A 19,959-nucleotide genomic window follows, 5' to 3' on the forward strand; every position below is an offset into this window, starting at 1 on the left:
TAATGTTTGTGTCGTAAATTACTATGCACGCATAGTATAAATTACGATGTTCAATTTGATAGATAAGTAATTTTTTAATATAATTTACGGAAACCTCAAAAAAAAAACTTCCGGAAAAAAGCTCCGGAAGTCTTATTATTATTGATTTTTCTTATGACTATTCTGTTTCAGCATAAGCCTCAATAGGGGCACAAGTACATATAAGATTACGATCTCCATAAGCATCATCTGCTCTTCTTACCGAAGGCCAGAATTTATTTACATGAACATAAGGTAATGGATAAGCAGCTTCTTCTCTGGAATAATTAAAAGGCCATTCTGAAGCTGTAAGCATTGCTAAGGTATGTGGCGCATTTTTAAGAATATTATCTGGCTCATCTAAGCTAGTAGCGTTTATTTCTTTCCGAATTGAAATTAAAGCATCACAAAAACGATCTAATTCTTCTTTATTTTCACTTTCTGTAGGCTCAATCATAATGGTGCCGGCCACTGGAAAGGAAACGGTAGGAGCATGAAAACCATAATCAATAAGCCTTTTAGCTATATCTACAACCTCAATTCCTTTTTTCTTAAACGGTCTGCAATCTAGAATCATCTCATGTGCTGCACGTCCTTTTTCACCCGTGTATAGCACTTCATAATGTCCCTCAAGCCTTTCTTTAATATAGTTCGCATTGAGAATGGCATATTTGGTAGCATCAGTGAGTCCTTTTGAACCTAGCATAGTAATATATCCATAAGAAATAAGGCACGCCAATGAGCTTCCCCAAGGAGCGCCAGAGATGGCTGTTATAGCCTGATTACCTCCTGTATGAACAATAGGATTTGAAGGCAAAAATGGCACAAGATGTGCCGCAACGCAAATAGGCCCCACTCCTGGGCCGCCTCCACCATGCGGTATGGCAAAAGTTTTGTGGAGATTAAGATGGCAAACATCGGCTCCAATAGTGGCTGGGTTGGTAAGGCCTACCTGTGCATTCATATTAGCACCATCCATATAAACCTGACCTCCGTGTGTATGAATAAGATGCGTTATTTCACGTATAGAAGATTCAAATACTCCATGAGTAGAAGGATAGGTTACCATTAAAGCTGCCAGATGTTCTTTATGCAGTTCAACTTTACTTCTTAAATCTTCAACATCTATATTTCCTTGTACATCCGTTTTAGTTACTATAACTTTCATGCCAGCCATTACTGCTGAGGCAGGATTGGTACCATGAGCTGAGTCTGGAATAAGACAGATGTTTCTATGTTTATCTCCATTAGAGGCATGATAAGCCCTAATAACCATTAGGCCAGCGAATTCGCCTTGGGCACCAGAATTAGGTTGTAATGAAGTTCCGGCAAATCCAGTGATTACATTTAATTGTTCTTCCAGAGATGTTAATACTTCTTGGTATCCTTGTGCCTGATCTAATGGAACAAAGGGATGAATATTAGCCCATTGTGCCCAGCTTAAAGGCAGCATCTCTGAAGCTGCGTTTAATTTCATTGTGCATGAGCCTAATGAAATCATAGAATGATTTAGAGAGAGATCCTTTCTTTCTAAAGATTTTATGTATCGCATTAAAGCGGTTTCAGAATGATACGTGTTAAATACTTTATTTTGAAGAAATGCAGAGGTACGTGTTTTACCAAGAAAATTGTTATGAGTCTCTATTAATTCTTGGATAGGATTAAATGACTGCTCAGACGCCAATGCGAAGATTTTTACAATATTATTAAGATCCTTAATAGAAGTAGCTTCATTTAAGGAAATGGCGAGAGTTTCTTTATCTATATAATAGAAGTTAATTTCTGCAGCCTCAGCAAGAGGTTTAATTTTATTAACATCGGCTTTTATACGCAAGGTGTCAAAAAATGCTGTATTAGATTGAAGGTATCCTAATTTGTGTAGGGCATTTGCCAAGGTAACCGCGCTATTATGCACTTTATCTGCTATATATTGAAGTCCATTTGGGCCGTGATACACTGCATACATTCCAGCCATAACAGCCAATAAAACCTGTGCTGTACATATATTTGAAGTAGCTTTATCTCGCTTGATATGTTGCTCTCTGGTTTGTAATGCCATGCGCAATGCTACATCTCCATTAGTATCTTTTGTAACTCCAATAATTCTTCCTGGAATATTTCGCTTGAAACTCTCGCGAGTTGCAAAGTAAGCGGCATGTGGCCCTCCATAACCAAGAGGGATTCCAAATCGCTGTGTTGTTCCCACAACTACATCGGCGCCAAATTCTCCAGGAGCAGTTAGTTTTACTAGACTTAAAATATCTGCTGCAACCGCTACACGAATTTCTAACTCATTTGCTTTATGAACAAAATCACTATAATCAAATATTTCTCCATATTTACCAGGATATTGTAATAAAACTCCATAGAAACTATCGTCAACTTTAAAGGTTGCATGATCTCCAATAACAAGTTCTATTCCAAGAGGGATTGCTCTTGTTTTTAATAATGAAAGAGTTTGTGGGAGTACCAGATCACTAACAAAAAATTTTGCTACATTTCCCTTCTTTTGAGTTCTGCTTCTCACTTCATAAAGCATAGTCATTGCTTCTGCTGCTGCAGTACTTTCATCAAGTAATGAGGCGTTTGCAATCTCCATTCCAGTAAGATCACAAATCATGGTTTGATAATTAAGTAAAGCCTCAAGTCTCCCCTGAGCTATTTCTGCCTGATAGGGAGTATAGGCTGTATACCAGCCTGGGTTTTCAAGAATATTTCTTTTGATAACCGATGGGGTAAAACTTTCGTGATATCCAAGGCCAATATAAGATTTAAAGACCTTGTTTTTACTTGCCAGCGTTTGAATATGGGTAAGAAATTCATGTTCGCTCATGGCATCGGGTAAATCCAGATTTTGCTTTAACCTGATATCATTGGGAATAGTTTCGTGAACAAGTTGCTCAAAATCTTTTACACCTACGGTGTGAAGCATGGCATTTAAGTCTTCTGCGGAAGGTCCAATATGCCGTAATGCAAACAAATCTGTCTTCATTTGAAAAGCTGCGTATAGTTGATACTTTGCGGGCAAAATTACAACATAAATTTTGGTATTCTAACGTTTTCGTAAGCTGACTAAGTTAAAGTTTTTAACCAAAATTAGCGTTTGTTAACAGTTTCTTTATTTTTGTTTAATGCAAAATTTAAAACTGATTTTCAATTTTTATCTTCATGCCAGTATTCATGTAGCTTTTGCTGTAATTGCCTTTTACAAAGTTACTTGTATTAGTTTGAACATTCCTGAAACAAGAAATCTTGTTCTTGTTCTTTTTTTTGGTACTATAGTCATGTATAATTTTATGAAATATGGAAGTCGTGCGAAAGGTTACTTTATTGTAAAAAGTAAGTATGAAAAGCTTATTCAAATTATAAGCTTTATTGCCGGGAGTTTTTTAATCTTTTTTTTGGTCAAACTGTCCATTGATAACCTTATTTTCTTAGGTATGCTAGTAATTATATCACTGCTATATATTTTACCTTTTACCCGTAAAGGAGAGAATCTCAGAAGTTTTGCTAATCTAAAAGTCTACGCAGTATCTTTAGTGTGGTCTGGGAGTACAGTTTTGTTGCCCTTTAGCGAGAATTTGTCTCTAATTAATTTTGACGTTTGGATTGTCTTTTTGCAAAGATTTATTTTGGTAATAGTTCTCATACTGCCCTTTGAAATAAGAGATATGAAAAGTGATGCCGCAGATTTAATTACAATACCTAGGAATTTAGGAATAAAAAAAACAAAAAAACTGGGATACCTATTATTGGTAGTACTGATTTTATTAGAACTTTTTAAAACAAACTTTCAAATTGAGCAGTTGATAGTGCTATTTATAAGCATGGCTGTGTTGAGTGTTTTGTTGAAATTATCAAATACCTCGAGATCTTTTTATTTTACTGCTTTTTGGGTAGAAAGTATTCCTATTCTTTTATGGTTACTGACTTTGGTTTTTATTTAGATTTATTCAATTCTAACTCCATTAACTTTCTGATTTTTTCTTTAGCATCATTATCCAATCTTTTTAGATGAGCTTTGGAACATAATGAAGTTAATCTTGAATTGTTTACCGTATGCTTACTGCATCTTTTGCAGAATGCATTATGAAATTGAAGCTTAAAAAGTTCCCAGATGTTTGCTTCATCATATTGCGCTTTATCACAAATAGCTCTGGCATCTTTACAGTCAACAAACAATATTTTTATGTTTTTTTCTTCTTCCATAACTTTAGAACCAATTTTTTTCAAGACATTCAATTAAAGAAGTCCTAGCTCTATGAATAATTACCCATAGGTTAGACGCTGTGATGTTTAAATCATTACAAATGGTTTCTGTATCATAACCATCAATGGTTTTCATTTTGAAAACATCTGCTTGTTTAACAGGTAATTTGCTTAAACAAGAATGAATAGCGAGACCCAATTCTTCATTCTCAATTAAGTTTTCCGCATTTAAGTCATAAGGGTCTTTCACTTTTTTCTCAAGCCAATCTCCTTCGGATTCCTCTTCATTAACATAGCCCATTTTAACTTCTGCTTTTCCTTTTATGGAATTTATTTTCCGGTAATGATCTATAATTTTCCTTTTTAAAATAGAAATCAACCATGTACGTTCAGAAGCCTCACCCTTATAATTTTTTGCAGACTTTAATGCGGCTAAAAAAGTATCCTGAACAAGATCTTGCGCTATCTCATAATCACTTACACGCGTAATTGTGTAATTAAAGAGATAATCTGCGTAAAGGTCTATCCATTGGTTAGGTTTTAATAGCTTGGGATTCATGCAATGAAATTTGTATCAAAAATAAGGTAATTCGTATAAATAAGATGAAAACATTTTATTTAAAACTTTTGTAATTTTCCAAAATGAAAAGATATTTATTTTTTGTGCTATTTACGCTTGCTTGTAACCATAATCAGTCAGGCAAGGTAATATCATTAAATCCAGATTCGTATGAGAAGCAATTGTCACAAACGGATTTGGTGATAGATGTAAGGACTCCTGAAGAATTTCAAGAGGGACATCTTTACAATGCAATAAATGTAGACTTTCTTGATTCAAGCTTTGATTTACAGATATCAGAATACAAGGAGAACAAAAAGGTATTTATTTATTGTAGATCAGGAAAAAGAAGTGCCCAAGCTGCTGCTAAAATGCTAGGGTTGGGATTTGAAAAAGTGGTGAATCTAAAGGGTGGGCTAGTAGCTTGGAAAAATGAGGGTAAAGTAATAACATCAGACTAATCTTTTTCTAGTAAATTTTGGAATGCTTTTGCAGGACTCTTAAAATTGAACTGAAAGCCTGCTTCTTGTAATTTGAGAGGAATTACATAACGACTTTTTAAAATAAGTTCTGTCTCGGTTCTAATAAAGAAGGCACCAATTTTTAGTAGTAGGGCAGGAGCCCATAGTCCAAATGGTTTATTCATTGTTTTCCTAAGTGATTTCATGAAATTTTTATTTTTCACCGGCGTAGGAACGGTAACATTTATTACACCTTCTAAATTAGGAGTATTTAAGATAAATTCAATGGCTCTTGCAAAATCAATTTCGTGAATCCAACTTACCATTTGGGTTCCCTTACCTTGTTTTCCACCTAGACCAAAACGGGTTAGGTTTTTTAAAGGGATAAAAGCACCACCATTTTTGCCTAGTACGATGGAGGTTCGCAAAGCTATTTTACGAGTTTTTTGAAGGGATTTTTTAAAAAAAGACTGTTCCCATTTTTTGGCAACTCCCATGGAAAAATCATCGCCTATTTCTCCTGATTTTTCTGTCATAGGAGTATCTTCTGAATGCTTATAAATAGTAGCTGTAGATGCATTAAGCCAAATTGCTGGAGGTGTTTTACATTTTTCAATTGCTTTTTGAAGAACGTTGGTAGCATTTACACGGCTATTGAGTATTTCAAGTTTATTTTTTTTATGATAACGACAATCAACAGATTTTCCAGTTAGGTTAATTAAAACATCGGCATTTTCTAGATGTGATTCCCAACCTGTTAAATGAGTACCATCCCAGTTTATATATTTGACGTTTTCTTTCTGTACCGTTTTTCCTCTGGTAAGTATGACAAAATGCACTGTTTTTGCTTTGAAATATTCAATTAATACATTTCCTAAAAAACCAGTTCCGCCAGCGATAATAATTTTTTTCATAATGCAAGTATTAAAAATAATAATAGTATTCTGTAAAGTATCCATGTTGCCGTAAGTCTCATAGGTAGCGCTAAATTTTCGACTCTTTTTTTATGGTGAAATAACATAAATGTAGCTACCATTAGAAAGTAAATTATAAGCGTATGCACGGGTAGTGAGATAAATAGATTTATTATTAGCATAGGGAGAAGTAGTAAGCTTCCAAATAGGCTAACCGTCATTAAATGTCCAATATAGTTAATAATAACCTTAGATTTCTTAGAATTAAGGAACACCAGTTGAAAAGGTATTTGCCCTAAAACAATCAAAAGTTCTAGATAAAAATTAGACGTATGGCTAACTTCAAAAAGTAATTCGTTGTATGAAAAAAGAATGCCAGCAGTAATCAGTATAGTGAACAGTATATATACAAGCCGGTAAACATAGTTAAATGAGGGTTCGCAACTCCTTTGAATTTTATATTGAGGTGGATTTGAAATAACTACTTTTCTATTATAAGATACAAATGAATATAGTTTTTTAAGAAGTGTGTAGATTACAGGTAGCCTAGCAATCTTGCCAATCCATGGAAAAGAATGACTAATAACGATAATGAGACTGCTTACGCCATAGTATATTTTACTGTTTTTTGAATCTATCAGAGCAATTTCATTAACGGCTCGCTCTTCATCCAGTGCTGTTAGATTTAAGCTTTCCATTTTTTGATAAGGACATCTCCCATTTTTATCTAACATTCCTGTTGTAATAAATCCATGTGTATATCCAGCACATAAAGGGCATTGATCATCGTAAATTAGCGTATGGTGCTCAAGTGTTTTCATATTATTTATTTTTAAACTTTCAGAAATAAATGAAACATAGAATTAAAAAAAATCATCTCATTAATTTGAGAATGCTTTTAGTAATCCAGTTTTCTTTTTGATTCGTGATTTTATCAATCATTGCATCTGTTCTAGACATAAATTCATAAAGCGCTTTGGTTTGTTTCTTAAAACTTTCTGCTTCCGGTTGGTTACTTTCAACTGCAATCACTTCTTTTAAAACCTTAATTGCCGGTTTAATTTCTCGCTTACTTCTTTCTTGAGCTATCTTTTTTGCTAGCTCATCAATATTCTTTTCAGCTACAAAAAATTCTCGTCGTTCTCCGGGCTTAAATTCTTTATAAACAATCCCCCAATCAATTAATGCGCGTATATTCATACTTGCATTACCTCTTGAAATCTGTAGTTTTTCCATGATGTCTTCCATGGAAAGCGGATTATCTGAAACCATTAAAAGCGCATGAATTTGTGCCATGGTTTTATTTATTCCCCATTGCGACCCGAGGGCTCCCCAGGTTTGTATAAATTTGTTTTTCGCTTCTTGTAAATTCATATTTCAAAGATATAATTTATTTTTGAACTTTCAAAAATTTATGAAAGTTAAATGAAAATCCATATAAAAATGAATTCTTTCCATTGGTTTTAAAATTATTTTGTGAGAAGCCCTGCTCTTCTTAAGAGTGCGTCAGATTGCGGCTCCTGCCCTCTAAATTTTTTATACAGCTTCATAGGAGCTTCTATTCCACCTTTGGAAAGTACGTGATCTTTAAAACTTTTTGCAGTATTATTATCAAATATTCCTTTCTCTTTAAATAACTCAAATGCATCTGCATCAAGAACTTCTGCCCATTTATAACTATAATATCCTGAAGAATATCCACCTTGGAAAATATGAGAAAATGCAGTACTCATACAGGTTTCAGAGGTTGCCGGATAGAAAGTAATATTCTTAAAAACCGCATCTTCTAATTTTTTAACATCTTTTATATTTTTAGGGTCTTCTGAATGCCATTTCATATCTAACAAGCCAAAACTTATCTGTCTTAGGGTTTGCATCCCTTCCATAAAGGTTGCTGATTCTTTTATTTTTGTGATAAAATGCATTGGCAATACCTCATCTGTTTCATAATGCCTTGCGAAAATTTCCAACGCTTCTTTTTCATAACACCAGTTCTCCATTATCTGGCTGGGGAGTTCAACAAAATCCCAATAGACATTAGTGCCACTCAAACTGGGATATACAGTGTTTGCAAGTATACCATGTAAAGCATGTCCAAACTCGTGAAACAAAGTTGTAACCTCATTAAAAGTAAGTAATGAAGGTTTATTATCAGTAGGTTTTGTGAAGTTACATACAATTGATATGTGGGGACGTTCATTTACGCCATCTTTGATACTTTGCGTTTTATAGGAAGTCATCCATGCACCGTTGCGTTTTCCTGGTCTAGGATGAAAATCCGCATAAAATATGGCAACTAATTCATTGTTTTCACCAGTTACCTTATAAGTTTTTACATCTTCATGATATTTGTCTATTGTATCTATTTCTTCAAAAGATAAATTATATAACCGTTTGGCTATGGTAAAAACACCAGAAATAACATTTTCTAGTTTAAAATACGGTTTTAGTTTTTCATCATCAAGGTTAAAAAGTTGTTGCTTTAACTTCTCTTTATAATAAGCGGCATCCCATTTCTGTAATTTTTGGATTCCGTCTAGCTTTTTTGCAAAATCACCTAGCTGCTTAAATTCTTTTTCAGCTGCGGGTTTTGCCTTTTTTAACAAATCTTCCAGAAAACTCATAACAGTTTTAGGATTTTCTGCCATTCGCTCCTCTAATACATAATGTGCATGGCTTTCATATCCTAACAGTTGAGCTCTTTCATATCTTAAGGCAACTATTTGTTGTATGTTAGATTGATTATCTAACTCATCTTTATGAAAACCTTTACTATTGAATGCTTTAAACATTTTTTCCCGAAGCGCTCTGTTCTTTGCATAAGTCATAAATGGCAGATAACTAGGATAAGCCAGGGTAAAGATGTACCCACTTTTGTCTTTTTGTTTGGCAGCTAAGGCAGCACTGTTGATTACATCATCTGGAAGTCCTTTTAACTGATCTTTATCTGTAACGTGTAATTCAAATTTATTTGTTTCTGCCAATACGTTCTCACCAAATTTTAATTTAAGCTGAGATAATTGCTTGTCAATAGCCCTAAGGCGTTCTTTTTCCTCAGAATTAAGGTTGGCTCCGTTTCTCACAAAGCTTTTATACTTTTTGTCTAGCAGTGTTTGTTGTTCAATACTCAGTTTTAAGTTGTCTTTTTGGAGATAGACACTTTTTATTCTTTTAAAAAGATCTTGATTGAGGTTAATGTCATTTTCATAATCAGACATTATGGGAGATACTTGCTGTGCGATTTTCTGAATTTCAGGATTGGTTTCCGCATTGTTTAAGTTAAAGAATATACTATGGATACGACTCAGCTGTTCTCCAACAAATTCTAGTGCTTCTATAGTATTCTCATAGCTTGGTGTTGCAGAATTATGCGTTATTTCTTCTATTTCTTTGTGTGCTTTATCTATTTCCTTTATAAATGCGGGTAAAAAATCCTCGTTTTTTATTTCAGAAAAAGGGGCGGTATTAAATGGTTTTGAGAATTTGCTATTTAAAATTGTATCCATTTCTTGTTTTTTATCGATTAAAATAGTCTTTCATCGAGAAGTGAAATCTAAAAATCTGTTATTTACGTAGTTACCTAAAAATACTTATAGTAGAAAAATTACTTGCCAAATTGAATTTTAACCTAGTTAATAACCTATTAAGTTTTAGGTCATTCATATTTTTTGATTAGCAGCAAAACCCTGAAATTTATTTCGGGGTTTTGTTTATAATACTTCTTTAGCTCCTTTAACAACTTTTTGTTTTAATCCCTCTTTATAGACCAGTATTTTGTCTAGTACACAATTATCACTACTGCCTATAATTTGTGCCGCCAAAATACCTGCATTTTTAGCACCATTAAGGGCAACCGTAGCAACAGGTACACCTCCGGGCATTTGCAGAATGGAAAGTATAGAATCCCAACCATCTATGGAATTACTGCTTTTTACAGGCACTCCAATTACCGGAAGAGGAGACAAAGAGGCAACCATACCGGGTAAATGCGCAGCACCACCGGCACCAGCAATGATTACAGAAATCCCTCTTTTATGAGCATTCTTTCCAAAATCAAATAATTTTTCAGGTGTACGGTGCGCAGACACAATATCCACTTCTACCATAATATCAAAACCTTTTAAAATATCTATAGCTTCTTGCATTACTGGAAGGTCACTGGTACTACCCATAATTACGGCTACTTTTGTCATTGCTGAATTTTGTTTAAGGGTTACTGTTATTTTTTGAGATTACATGAATTGTTTTCTTTACAGTTGCAGCAGTTTCTCTTGCTTTTTGCATATCTTCATTTATGATAGTGACATGTCCCATCTTTCTAAAAGGACGGGTCTCTCTTTTACCATAAATATGAGGCGTAACACCACTTATTTTTAAGATGTCTTCTATGTTTTCATAATGTACTAAGCCGGTATGTCCCTCGGCACCTACCAAATTAACCATCACGGCATTTACTTTACTTTCTGTACTTCCCAAAGGCATGTCTAGTATGGCACGAAGGTGCTGCTCAAATTGATTAGTATAGGCTCCTTCAATGCTATAATGACCGCTGTTATGAGGTCTTGGGGCAACTTCATTTACCAAAATTTGGTTTTCTTCTGTAAGAAACATTTCTACAGCTAAAAGACCTACGTGTTTAAACGCATCTGCTACACGCAATGCAATTAATTGCGCTTTTTCAGCTACTTTAGGATCAATTCTCGCCGGACAAATTACATATTCTACCTGATTAGCTTGAGGATGAAACTCCATTTCTACTACAGGATAAGTAGCAAGTTGACCACTAGCGCTTCTGGCAACGATAACTGCCAATTCATTTTTAAAAGGGATAAGAGCTTCCGTAATACATTCAGAATCCGGTAAACCTTCCAAATCAGAATATGTTTTAATGATTTTAACACCCTGCCCATCATATCCAAATTGTGCACTCTTCCAAACAAAGGGAAATTGTAGTGATTCATTTTCAAGAGCGGTTTCAATTTGATCTCCATAGGCAAACCTCGAAAAAGGTGCGGTGGGGATATTATGATCTATATAAAATAGTTTTTGCCTTCCCTTGTTTTGAATAATTTTTAAGGTGTCAGAGGATGGATATACTTTAACACCTTCCTCTTCCAATTTTTCTAATGCAGCAACATTTACATGTTCTATTTCAATAGTGAGCACATCTGCCTTTTTTCCAAAGTTATATACACTATCAAAATCCATTAGGTCACCCGTTACAAATTCATTACAAGCAATTCTACAAGGAGCTTGATCAGAGGAGTCCATTACTAAGGTGAAAATATCATATTTTCTGGTTTCGTAAAGCAACATTTTACCAAGTTGGCCACCACCTAAAATACCGAGTTTGAAATTTGAAGAAAAGTAATCCATGAAATTAAGTATTCGCAATTTATTACGATTTGTAAAATTAACGCATATTCATGTATTTTACGATTCAGATGGCATTTTTATCAAAATTTTTAGTTTTACGCCACATAGATGAATGAAGCTTTTTTCATGCAGTACTAAAATAGTAATACAATATGTGGTAAACTCTATATTGCAACTGCGGGTTATCGACTGTAATTGTTATCTTTGCCTTCTTAAATTGTAAAGTGCTTTGATAAAACTTCATGATAAATATTTCAAGCCTTATATTTCTGCCGAGCAAATAAATGCGGTGGTTAAAGAAATGGCGCGTGAAATTGCCGAAGATTTTAAAGATGAGGTTCCTATATTTGTTTGTGTTTTGAATGGGGCGTTTATGTTTGCTTCAGATCTTTTAAAACATTATCCATATCCATGTGAAATTAGTTTTGTAAAGTTGAGCTCTTACAAAGGGCTTTCCTCTACTGGAATTGTGAAAACACTACTGGATGTTTCATCAGATGTTTCTGGGAGAAGTGTGGTGATTATTGAAGATATTATAGATACTGGACGTACGCTAAAGGAGCTCATTCATTTATTTTCAGATAGCAATGTTAAGCAATTTAAGGTAGCATCTATGTTTTATAAAGAGGATGTTTACAACGGTGAATATAATATTGATTATGTTGGAGTTAAGATCCCAAATCATTTTATAGTAGGGTACGGACTGGATTACGATGAACTGGGCAGGAACCTGCCGGAAGTATATAAAATAAATACGAACACAGATATGATTAATCTTGTTATTTTTGGAAAACCAGGTGCGGGTAAAGGCACTCAGGCTAATTTCTTAAAAGAAGAATATAACCTTGTACATATTTCTACAGGAGATGTTTTTAGATATAATATAAAGAATGAAACAGATTTAGGAAAACTGGCTAAATCATTTATTGATAAAGGTGATTTAGTTCCTGATGAAGTAACCATTAATATGTTGAAAGCGGAGGTAGAAAAAAATCCTGATGCAGCTGGTTTTATTTTTGATGGATTTCCAAGAACAGATGCACAGGCCAATGCACTAGATGTGCTGCTAGATGCAAAAAACATGACTGTAAGTGCCACTATTGCTTTAGAAGCAGATGATGATATTCTGGTGGAAAGATTATTGGAAAGAGGAAAAGAAAGTGGACGAACAGACGATCAGGATGAAGACAAAATAAGAAATCGTTTTGCAGAGTACAATGAGAAGACAGCGCCTTTAATGGATTATTACAGATCTCAAGGAAAATTTCATAGTGTGAATGGCGTAGGTTCTATTGAAGAAATTACTAAAAAATTAAAGACCATAATTGATACACTTTAACCACATGGTTAAAAGTTGAGAAAGAGAGGGTTTAATCAATAAGACAATAAAGAAAAAATGACGGAAGGAAATTTTGTTGATTATGCAAAAATCTTTGTTTCTTCAGGAAAAGGGGGACAAGGTTCATCACACCTTCATCGTGAAAAGTACATCACGAAAGGAGGGCCAGATGGTGGAGATGGAGGTAGAGGTGGCCATATCATTGTGAAAGGAAATAAAAACCTGTGGACCCTTTATCAATTTAAATTCAAAAAACACTTTAAATCTGAACCGGGAGGTGCCGGTAGTAAAAGTAGAAGTAGTGGTGCTAATGGCAAGGATGTGTATATGGATGTTCCCCTTGGCACAGTCATTAAAGATGCTGAAACAAAGCAAATAATCTTTGAAATCACAGAAGATGGTCAAGAGTTTATTCTTTCTAGAGGCGGAAAAGGCGGCTTGGGTAATTGGCATTTTAGAAGTTCAACGAACCAAACTCCTAGATATGCACAACCAGGACTTCCAGGAGAAGAGAAGAATATAATTCTTGAATTAAAAGTATTAGCAGATGTTGGTCTTGTAGGATTTCCAAATGCTGGAAAATCAACACTTTTATCCGTAATTACTTCTGCCAAACCCAAAATAGCGAATTATGAATTTACGACTCTTAAGCCTAATCTTGGGATTGTGGCTTATAGAGATTTTAAAACGTTTGTAATGGCAGATATCCCCGGTATCATAGAAGGTGCTGCCGAAGGAAAAGGACTAGGACATTATTTCTTAAGACATATTGAACGTAACTCTACGTTACTTTTTTTAATACCTGCCGATAGTAAGGATATTTCAAAAGAATATGAAATTTTACTTCACGAATTACGAAAGTATAATCCTGAATTATTGGATAAGGAACGATATATAGCTATTTCTAAAAGCGATATGTTGGATGAGGAGTTAAAAGCAGAAATGAAAGTTGAGCTGGATAAGCAACTTCCAATTCCTTATATGTTTATTTCATCTGTAGCACAAGAAGGAATTACTGAATTGAAAGACAAACTTTGGGCAATGCTGAATCCAGTTAATAATGAGGTCGAGAATAGTTGATTTTGTTGATGATCCTAATTCTAAAGGGGGTAAGTTATTTTCTATAGTAGTGCAGGCACTTATTTTAGTGTCTATTATTACTTTTTCTATTGAAACAATTCCGGATATTTCTCCCTCAACCCGATTCTATCTTAATAGGATTGAGGCATTTTGTGTGATTGTATTTACAGTAGAATATTTTCTTCGAATCTATGCGAGTACTAATAAACTCAAATTTATATTTAGTTTTTTCGGGTTAATTGATTTGTTAGCAATACTACCATTTTACCTAACCTTGGGTATAGACCTTAGATCTGTAAGAGCGTTAAGACTATTAAGAATTTTTAGATTGCTAAAATTGGTTAGATACAACCAAGTTATCATGAAGTTCAACAAAGCACTTTCCTTTGCTAAAGAAGAACTCAATTTGTTTTTTTTTATTACCGTAATCCTCATCTATCTTGCCGCTGTTGGGATCTATTATTTTGAGAATGAGATACAGCCAGAAAATTTTGGGTCTGTCTTTGATAGTCTTTGGTGGGCGGTAGCCACATTAACTACAGTAGGTTATGGTGACGTATACCCAATTACAACTGGAGGTAAAATATTTACTTTCTTTGTGCTACTTATTGGGTTGGGAATAGTTGCTGTTCCTGCTGGTATCATATCATCTGCTTTGACAAAAGCAGTTGAAGAAAAGAAAAAAGAATAATTGTCTTTTCAAAAATGCTTACTTACTAAAAATCCTTTCTTAACTTTAAGAATAAAATTAGCCAAGATGAAAAAGATATGTTGTATTGTAATAATGGTATTGGTAAGCTGTAGTGCTCCTAGAATAACGTTTGACTATGATAAATCACTAAGTTTTGATCAATTTACTACTTATAATTATTATCCTGAATTAATTACAGGAATGAATGAATTGGATGATAAAAGATTATTTTTTAAGGTAGATTCAATACTGCAGACTAAAGGTTTTAGTAAAGTTGAAAACCCAGAATTATTTTTGAATGTTACAGCAACTCGCTTTGAGGCAGGGAATCCTTTTTCTGTTAATTTGGGGGTAGGTAGTGTAGGGCGCAGAGGTGGAGTAGGAGTTTCCGGAGGAGTTCCTGTAGGAGGAACCACTTTAAATGAAGAACTTTTATTTGATATAATTGATACCGAAAAAAACGAATTGATCTGGCAGGGAAGATCGGAGAAACGAGTTCCAAATAAAACGACTCCATTGGCTCGTGAACAATATTTTGGTCTCGTAGTGGCAAAGGTTTTTGAGAAGTTTCCACCGAAAAAAAAGTAGTTTTTTTTAAAAATTTAAAAGGCTGCCTAAAAAATTTAGACAGCCTTTTGGTTTACACGTTGGGGGGTTAACGGTAAGGTGTTAATCAATATTTAGTATTACAAATTCACTTCTTCTATTGAGTTGATGTTGTTTTGGTGAACATTGAATATTTCCTTCTTCACAATTTACAATCGTTTTGGCTTTTCCATACCCTTTATAAGTAATTCTGGATGCGTCTATGCCCTTACTAACCATATAATTCATGGTACTTTTAGCTCTTTTCTCGGATAAATATACATTATATTCTTCAGAACCTCGTTGATCTGTATGTGATCCTACTTCAATATTCATTTTTGGATATTGATTCATCTTGGCAACTACCCCATCTAAGATAGGTTTAGCATCTTGACGAATGTCCCATTTATCAAAATCAAAATAAATATTTTCTACTTTAATTAAAAGTTGATCCTCTATCTTCACAAGATCATCGTCTACCTGATCAAAGGATTGCATTATGAAATCTTTAGTAACCTTTTTATTTCTTTTATCATCTAAGGTAAGCGTTGCTTCCGTGTTGAGGTAGTTGGGCTTTTCTAGTTTGATTTTATAGGTATTATTTCCTTCTAGTTTAAATCTATAATCTCCTTCCGGACTAGCAGTTAGTTGGTTTATTACATTGTTATCTAAATCGCTAACGGTCATAGATACATTGCCAATAGGTTTTCCTGTATCACTCTCCTTTATTTCGCCTTCAACAAATTGAATAGGCGCTATAATACTCAATTCTTTTACCTCTCTTATCCTGTAAATATCATCGTCACCTTTGCCACCTGGACGATTAGATGCTACATAACCAATTTGAGTTGCTTCATCTAGATAGAAGGAAAAATCATCATAACCGCTATTAACTGGTAAACCTACATTCACAGGGTTTTGATAAATCCCATCTTTAAGTGCGCTTACAAAAACATCTAGAAGTCCCATTCCGGTATGTCCATCAGAAGAAAAATAAAGCATATTACTAGATGAGATAAATGGAAATTGTTCTCTTTTATCTGTATTTACTTTTGGCCCCACATTTTTAGGTTCTCCGTAGCTTCCATCTTTTTTTATTTCAACACCATAAATGTCAAAGGATCCAAAAGAACCCGGCATGTCTGATGAGAAAAACAAATATTTCTCATCTGGCGATAATGCGGGATGTTCTATAGAATATTCGTCACTGTTAAAGGGCAAAGGGGCAGCATTAGTCCAAACTCCATCAATAAAATTTGCTTTCCATATTTGTAAGTGCGAAATGTTATCTTCATCTTCTGTTTCGCTATTTCGGGTGAAATATACCGTGAATCCATCTTGTGTAAAAATGGCATTAGATTCGTGAAGTTTGGAGTTAATTGCTTCAGAGAAACCACTTGAAATACTATCTGCAACAATATTCTCTGAGGCTTCAATCACATATAAGTCTAAATATGCTTGTCCATTCCATTTGTAATTTTTACTAAAAAGACCTGGCTTTTTTCTAGGTGTTGCATACACGATAGAATTTCCAAAAGGAAAAGCACCAAAATCAGAATCGGGCGTATTAATTGCCAGATTCTCCATTTCAAAACGGTTTCCAAGTTTTTTTACTTCATTAAGAACTGCTAGTTCTTCTTGATAGATTGAAACCTTATCTCTTTTTTGTGCATATTTTAACATCCAGTTTTTAGCTTCCTCTTCTTTTCCCTGCGCCATAAGGCTTTGAGAATATTTAAAAAAGTAGTCTTCTCCAACTTCATCTTGATGAATATCTAAAAGCATTTTATAATAGCGTGCCGCTTCTGGCATCTTTGAATTGTAATAGTAGGCATCTGCTAATCTCTTCAGTAAATGCGGACTCTTATTCTTTGGGAGGACTTCCAGGTACAAAGGAATCGCTTTGGAGTAGAATGTTTTATCGAAATATTTATCGGCTCTAGCAATTGTAGCATTTTGTGCATTTGCGAATGAATACGAAATAAGGAATATTAAAACGACTATTTTTTTCATAGTAATAGGTTTAAAAGAAACGTGGTGATTTATTATACCCTCTACTCATCCCTAGAACATCTAAGTCAAACAAGACAAATATTTCATGTGTTCCAGAATTAAAATCACCAAGGTTGGTAGTTGTGTAATCATAAGCATAACCTATTCTTAAGTTAGGAGCAACTCTTACATTAAACATGGCACTGATAGCATCGTCTAAACGATAGGATAAACCACCTTCAAACTTTTCATTAAACAACATGTTTGCTGAGATATCTAATGAGAAAGGAGCACCATTAACTGCTCTTCCCATAAATGAAGGTTTGAACTTAAGCTGGTCATTAATATCAAATACATATCCCCCGGTAAAGAAAACATGAAGATTTTCAGCACCTAACCTCTGAACTCCATTTTCTTGAGCAAGGTGTTTGTTGTTGAAAAAATTAGGGGCAGATAATCCTAAATAAAATCGATCGCTATACAAAAAAGCTCCCGCACCCAAATTTGGGAATGTTTCACTTATGTTTTGTGCAAAAGTAGGATCTGTAGAAAAATCTCCTGAGTTAAGTTGTAAGTCATTAAATCTGGTACTAAAAAGTGAAACACCTGCTTTAATACCTAGGGATAAATAGGTGAAGTTGTTTAGTTGCAATACATACGCAAAATCACCATAAATATTGTCTTCATTAACCAATCCATCTCCTATCTCATCATGTATTACTGAGATACCTACTTCTATACGCTCATTTAAAGGTGTATGTGCAAAAAAGGTAGCCGTTTTTGGCGCTCCAACGGTACCTACCCATTGAGATCTGTATAGTGCGCCCATATTTACCATACCAGCATCTGCGGTAGCATAAGCCGGATTAATAACACTCATATTATACATATACTGAGTATAAACTGGATCTTGCTGAGCTGACACAACAAAGCTATTAATAGAGATCATTAAAAAGAGGATAAATATTTTCTTCATGGGTTGATGTTTTGAAGTCATTGCAAATTCCATTTATCTATTTAGATATAATCTTCCTTGTTTAGGAGCTATATCTCCTCTATTAAAGTTGATAATATAAAAGTAAACACCATTTGGTGCTACATTGTTACCTACTGTTCTCGTTTGATTTGAAACTCCATCCCAGAAGGGAGTTGAAGCATTTCCTTTGTAAACAATATTTCCATATCTATTATAAATTTCTAAGGTATAGTCTGGAAATAAAAACGCTATATCAACAAGTTCAAATGTGTCATTTATACCATCATTATTAGGACTAAAGCCGTCTGGAATAAAGAGTGAAAACTCATCAAGGTCGCATAAACTCAAATCTACGGTAATAGGTGTTCTATCCATACTTTCACATCCTGTTGAGCTATTAAAAGTAGCAGCGTAATAAGTTTCTCCATTTTGAAGTAAAGTATCAGTACTAAGTTCATTTCCTCCATCCTGAGAATCATACCAATTAATAGTTAAAGCCGAATTAAAAATGAGATTGTCTTCCAAATCATTTAGCGTAGGATTCCCCGCTCCACAGTATAAATTTCCTTGATCTATTAAGGAGGGGGCAGGAGTGTTATTGACCGTTACATTAATTGCAATTCTTACGTTACTGGTGCAACCAAGAGCATCTTGGGAAGCAGCAAAATAGGTGCCTGTAATTAGTGGATCTGAATCTGCAAAAGCAATTCCATTATCAATAGCGTCAAACCAAACAACATTAGTTCCCGTTACAACTAAGTTGTTTAAATCTGCAACAATTGGTTGATCAATTAAACAAAAAGAAACATCACTTGAAGAAACTGTTGGGCTAGCCGGATCATTTAAAGTCACAGTTACTTCCAGTCTATTTGTTGATTCACAACCAGAATTGGTGTCTGTTTCTGTAATGTAGTATGTATTATTATCTATTAATAGTTCCGATGAATCTAGTAATGTGCCATTATTAGGAGCATCATAAACGGAAATTGAACCACCTAACTCTGAATTGATATTATCAATCAGATCTGAAATTGTAGGGTTATCGGCTGCACAGAAAACTTCATTTCCTATATCTATAGTTGGTTCTGGATTTATAACAGTAACAGCAACTGTAGAAGAAGCGTCTTCACAACTACCTGTTCCAACAACTGTATAAGTATAAGTGCCAGATTCTCCCGTACTAGGATCAAAAGTACCTTGATCTCCATTGGTCAAAGTTCCTGGACCATTCCATGTTCCACCACTGTCAGCATTAATTCCTAATAAATCAAGTAAATTAATTGAAGAGTCATCTGCACATAACGTGATACTATTATTGCTACCTGAATTAGGAGCAGTATTTAAAGAAACAGTTACTGTGGCGCTATCATCTGCACAAACATTCGCACCAGTAACGGTATAGGTATAGGTTCCCGCATTATCAATAGCTGGATCAAAAACACCTGTTCCGCTGTCTAAAGCTGGCAGCCAAGTGCCTCCTGCATCTGGGTTTCCACCTAGAATAGTAAAAAGATCTAGATTAGTATCGTTTGTACATAAATCAATACTGTTATCTAAACCAGCATTCGGCGGCGTTTCTAGTGTAATAGTTACAGTAGCTGAATCTTCTAGACATATTGCAGTTGCAGCAAGGGTGTACGTATAAGTTCCCGCATTATCAATAGCTGGATCAAAAACCCCCGTTCCGCTGTCTAAGGCGGGCAACCAAGTTCCCCCTGTATCTGGAGTACCACCAAGCAGGGTAAACAAATCAACTGGT

General features: G+C 34.5%; 18 protein-coding genes. 6 read left to right on the plus strand and 12 right to left on the minus strand.

Features of this window, described 5'->3' with window-relative positions; translation table 11 throughout:
- Positions 1–157: 157 nt before the first annotated feature.
- Positions 158–3,010, minus strand: coding sequence for an aminomethyl-transferring glycine dehydrogenase (gene gcvP, locus WBG07_RS14140; RefSeq protein WP_340202171.1), 2,853 nt, complete (start codon positions 3,008–3,010; stop codon positions 158–160).
- A 139-nt stretch (positions 3,011–3,149) separates the two neighbouring features.
- Here gcvP and WBG07_RS14145 point away from each other — a divergent pair, with 139 nt between their 5' ends.
- Positions 3,150–3,965, plus strand: coding sequence for a UbiA prenyltransferase family protein (locus WBG07_RS14145; RefSeq protein WP_340202172.1), 816 nt, complete (start codon positions 3,150–3,152; stop codon positions 3,963–3,965).
- Here the strand turns inward: WBG07_RS14145 and WBG07_RS14150 are convergent.
- Both WBG07_RS14150 and WBG07_RS14155 read right to left on the minus strand, forming a co-directional pair.
- Entirely contained in the window at positions 3,958–4,251 is a 294-nt protein-coding gene (locus WBG07_RS14150) for a hypothetical protein (protein WP_340202173.1), read from the minus strand. The two genes, WBG07_RS14145 and WBG07_RS14150, sit on opposite strands and share 8 nt — an antisense overlap.
- The gene (locus WBG07_RS14155; protein WP_340202174.1) at positions 4,232–4,786 is read right to left on the minus strand and encodes a sigma-70 family RNA polymerase sigma factor; all 555 of its coding nucleotides are present in this window, start codon (positions 4,784–4,786) and stop codon (positions 4,232–4,234) included. The genes WBG07_RS14150 and WBG07_RS14155 overlap by 20 nt, the downstream gene beginning before the upstream one ends.
- Before the next feature lie 83 nt (positions 4,787–4,869).
- Here WBG07_RS14155 and WBG07_RS14160 point away from each other — a divergent pair, with 83 nt between their 5' ends.
- A complete protein-coding gene (locus WBG07_RS14160; protein WP_340202175.1) occupies positions 4,870–5,247 on the plus strand; it encodes a rhodanese-like domain-containing protein in 378 nt (125 codons plus the stop codon).
- Here WBG07_RS14160 and WBG07_RS14165 read toward each other — a convergent pair.
- The 6 genes from WBG07_RS14165 to WBG07_RS14190 all read right to left on the minus strand — a co-directional run bounded on the left by WBG07_RS14165 (position 5,244) and on the right by WBG07_RS14190 (position 11,537).
- Positions 5,244–6,161, minus strand: a complete 918-nt coding sequence (locus tag WBG07_RS14165; protein ID WP_340202176.1) for a TIGR01777 family oxidoreductase — start codon at positions 6,159–6,161, stop codon at positions 5,244–5,246. The two genes, WBG07_RS14160 and WBG07_RS14165, sit on opposite strands and share 4 nt — an antisense overlap.
- The gene (locus WBG07_RS14170) at positions 6,158–6,982 is read right to left on the minus strand and encodes a DCC1-like thiol-disulfide oxidoreductase family protein (protein WP_340202177.1); all 825 of its coding nucleotides are present in this window, start codon (positions 6,980–6,982) and stop codon (positions 6,158–6,160) included. The genes WBG07_RS14165 and WBG07_RS14170 overlap by 4 nt, the downstream gene beginning before the upstream one ends.
- A gap of 52 nt (positions 6,983–7,034) precedes the next feature.
- Complete coding sequence (locus WBG07_RS14175) at positions 7,035–7,535, minus strand: GbsR/MarR family transcriptional regulator (protein WP_340202178.1); 501 nt, start codon at positions 7,533–7,535, stop codon at positions 7,035–7,037.
- A gap of 95 nt (positions 7,536–7,630) precedes the next feature.
- Positions 7,631–9,667, minus strand: coding sequence for a M3 family metallopeptidase (locus WBG07_RS14180; RefSeq protein WP_340202179.1), 2,037 nt, complete (start codon positions 9,665–9,667; stop codon positions 7,631–7,633).
- Positions 9,668–9,871: 204 nt separating this feature from the next.
- Positions 9,872–10,354, minus strand: a complete 483-nt coding sequence (gene purE / locus WBG07_RS14185) for a 5-(carboxyamino)imidazole ribonucleotide mutase (protein WP_340202180.1) — start codon at positions 10,352–10,354, stop codon at positions 9,872–9,874.
- Between the two features lie 13 nt (positions 10,355–10,367).
- Positions 10,368–11,537, minus strand: coding sequence for a 5-(carboxyamino)imidazole ribonucleotide synthase (locus WBG07_RS14190; RefSeq protein ID WP_340202181.1), 1,170 nt, complete (start codon positions 11,535–11,537; stop codon positions 10,368–10,370).
- Between the two features lie 229 nt (positions 11,538–11,766).
- Here WBG07_RS14190 and WBG07_RS14195 point away from each other — a divergent pair, with 229 nt between their 5' ends.
- The 4 genes from WBG07_RS14195 to WBG07_RS14210 all read left to right on the plus strand — a co-directional run bounded on the left by WBG07_RS14195 (position 11,767) and on the right by WBG07_RS14210 (position 15,235).
- Entirely contained in the window at positions 11,767–12,876 is a 1,110-nt protein-coding gene (locus WBG07_RS14195; protein WP_340202182.1) for an adenylate kinase, read from the plus strand.
- Between the two features lie 57 nt (positions 12,877–12,933).
- Positions 12,934–13,956: a GTPase ObgE gene (obgE, locus tag WBG07_RS14200; RefSeq protein WP_340202183.1), complete on the plus strand. Its 1,023-nt coding sequence runs from the start codon at positions 12,934–12,936 to the stop codon at positions 13,954–13,956.
- Positions 13,937–14,647 carry an ion transporter gene (locus WBG07_RS14205; protein WP_340202184.1) on the plus strand — a complete coding sequence of 237 codons (711 nt, stop codon included), beginning with the start codon at positions 13,937–13,939 and terminating at the stop codon, positions 14,645–14,647. Before obgE ends, WBG07_RS14205 begins: the two co-directional genes overlap by 20 nt.
- Before the next feature lie 66 nt (positions 14,648–14,713).
- Positions 14,714–15,235 carry a DUF4136 domain-containing protein gene (locus tag WBG07_RS14210; protein ID WP_340202185.1) on the plus strand — a complete coding sequence of 174 codons (522 nt, stop codon included), beginning with the start codon at positions 14,714–14,716 and terminating at the stop codon, positions 15,233–15,235.
- A gap of 81 nt (positions 15,236–15,316) precedes the next feature.
- Here the strand turns inward: WBG07_RS14210 and WBG07_RS14215 are convergent, their stop codons facing one another.
- From WBG07_RS14215 to WBG07_RS14225, 3 genes are all read right to left on the minus strand, one after another.
- Positions 15,317–17,245, minus strand: coding sequence for an OmpA family protein (locus tag WBG07_RS14215; RefSeq protein WP_340202186.1), 1,929 nt, complete (start codon positions 17,243–17,245; stop codon positions 15,317–15,319).
- 10 nt (positions 17,246–17,255) lie between these two features.
- Entirely contained in the window at positions 17,256–18,200 is a 945-nt protein-coding gene (locus WBG07_RS14220; protein WP_340202187.1) for a PorP/SprF family type IX secretion system membrane protein, read from the minus strand.
- A gap of 33 nt (positions 18,201–18,233) precedes the next feature.
- A partial coding sequence (locus WBG07_RS14225; protein ID WP_340202188.1) for an Ig-like domain-containing protein occupies positions 18,234–19,959 on the minus strand: 1,726 nt, incomplete at its 5' end.

It is taken from the genome of Ascidiimonas meishanensis (assembly GCF_037782385.1).
GTDB classification, from domain to species: Bacteria; Bacteroidota; Bacteroidia; order Flavobacteriales; family Flavobacteriaceae; genus Ascidiimonas; species Ascidiimonas meishanensis.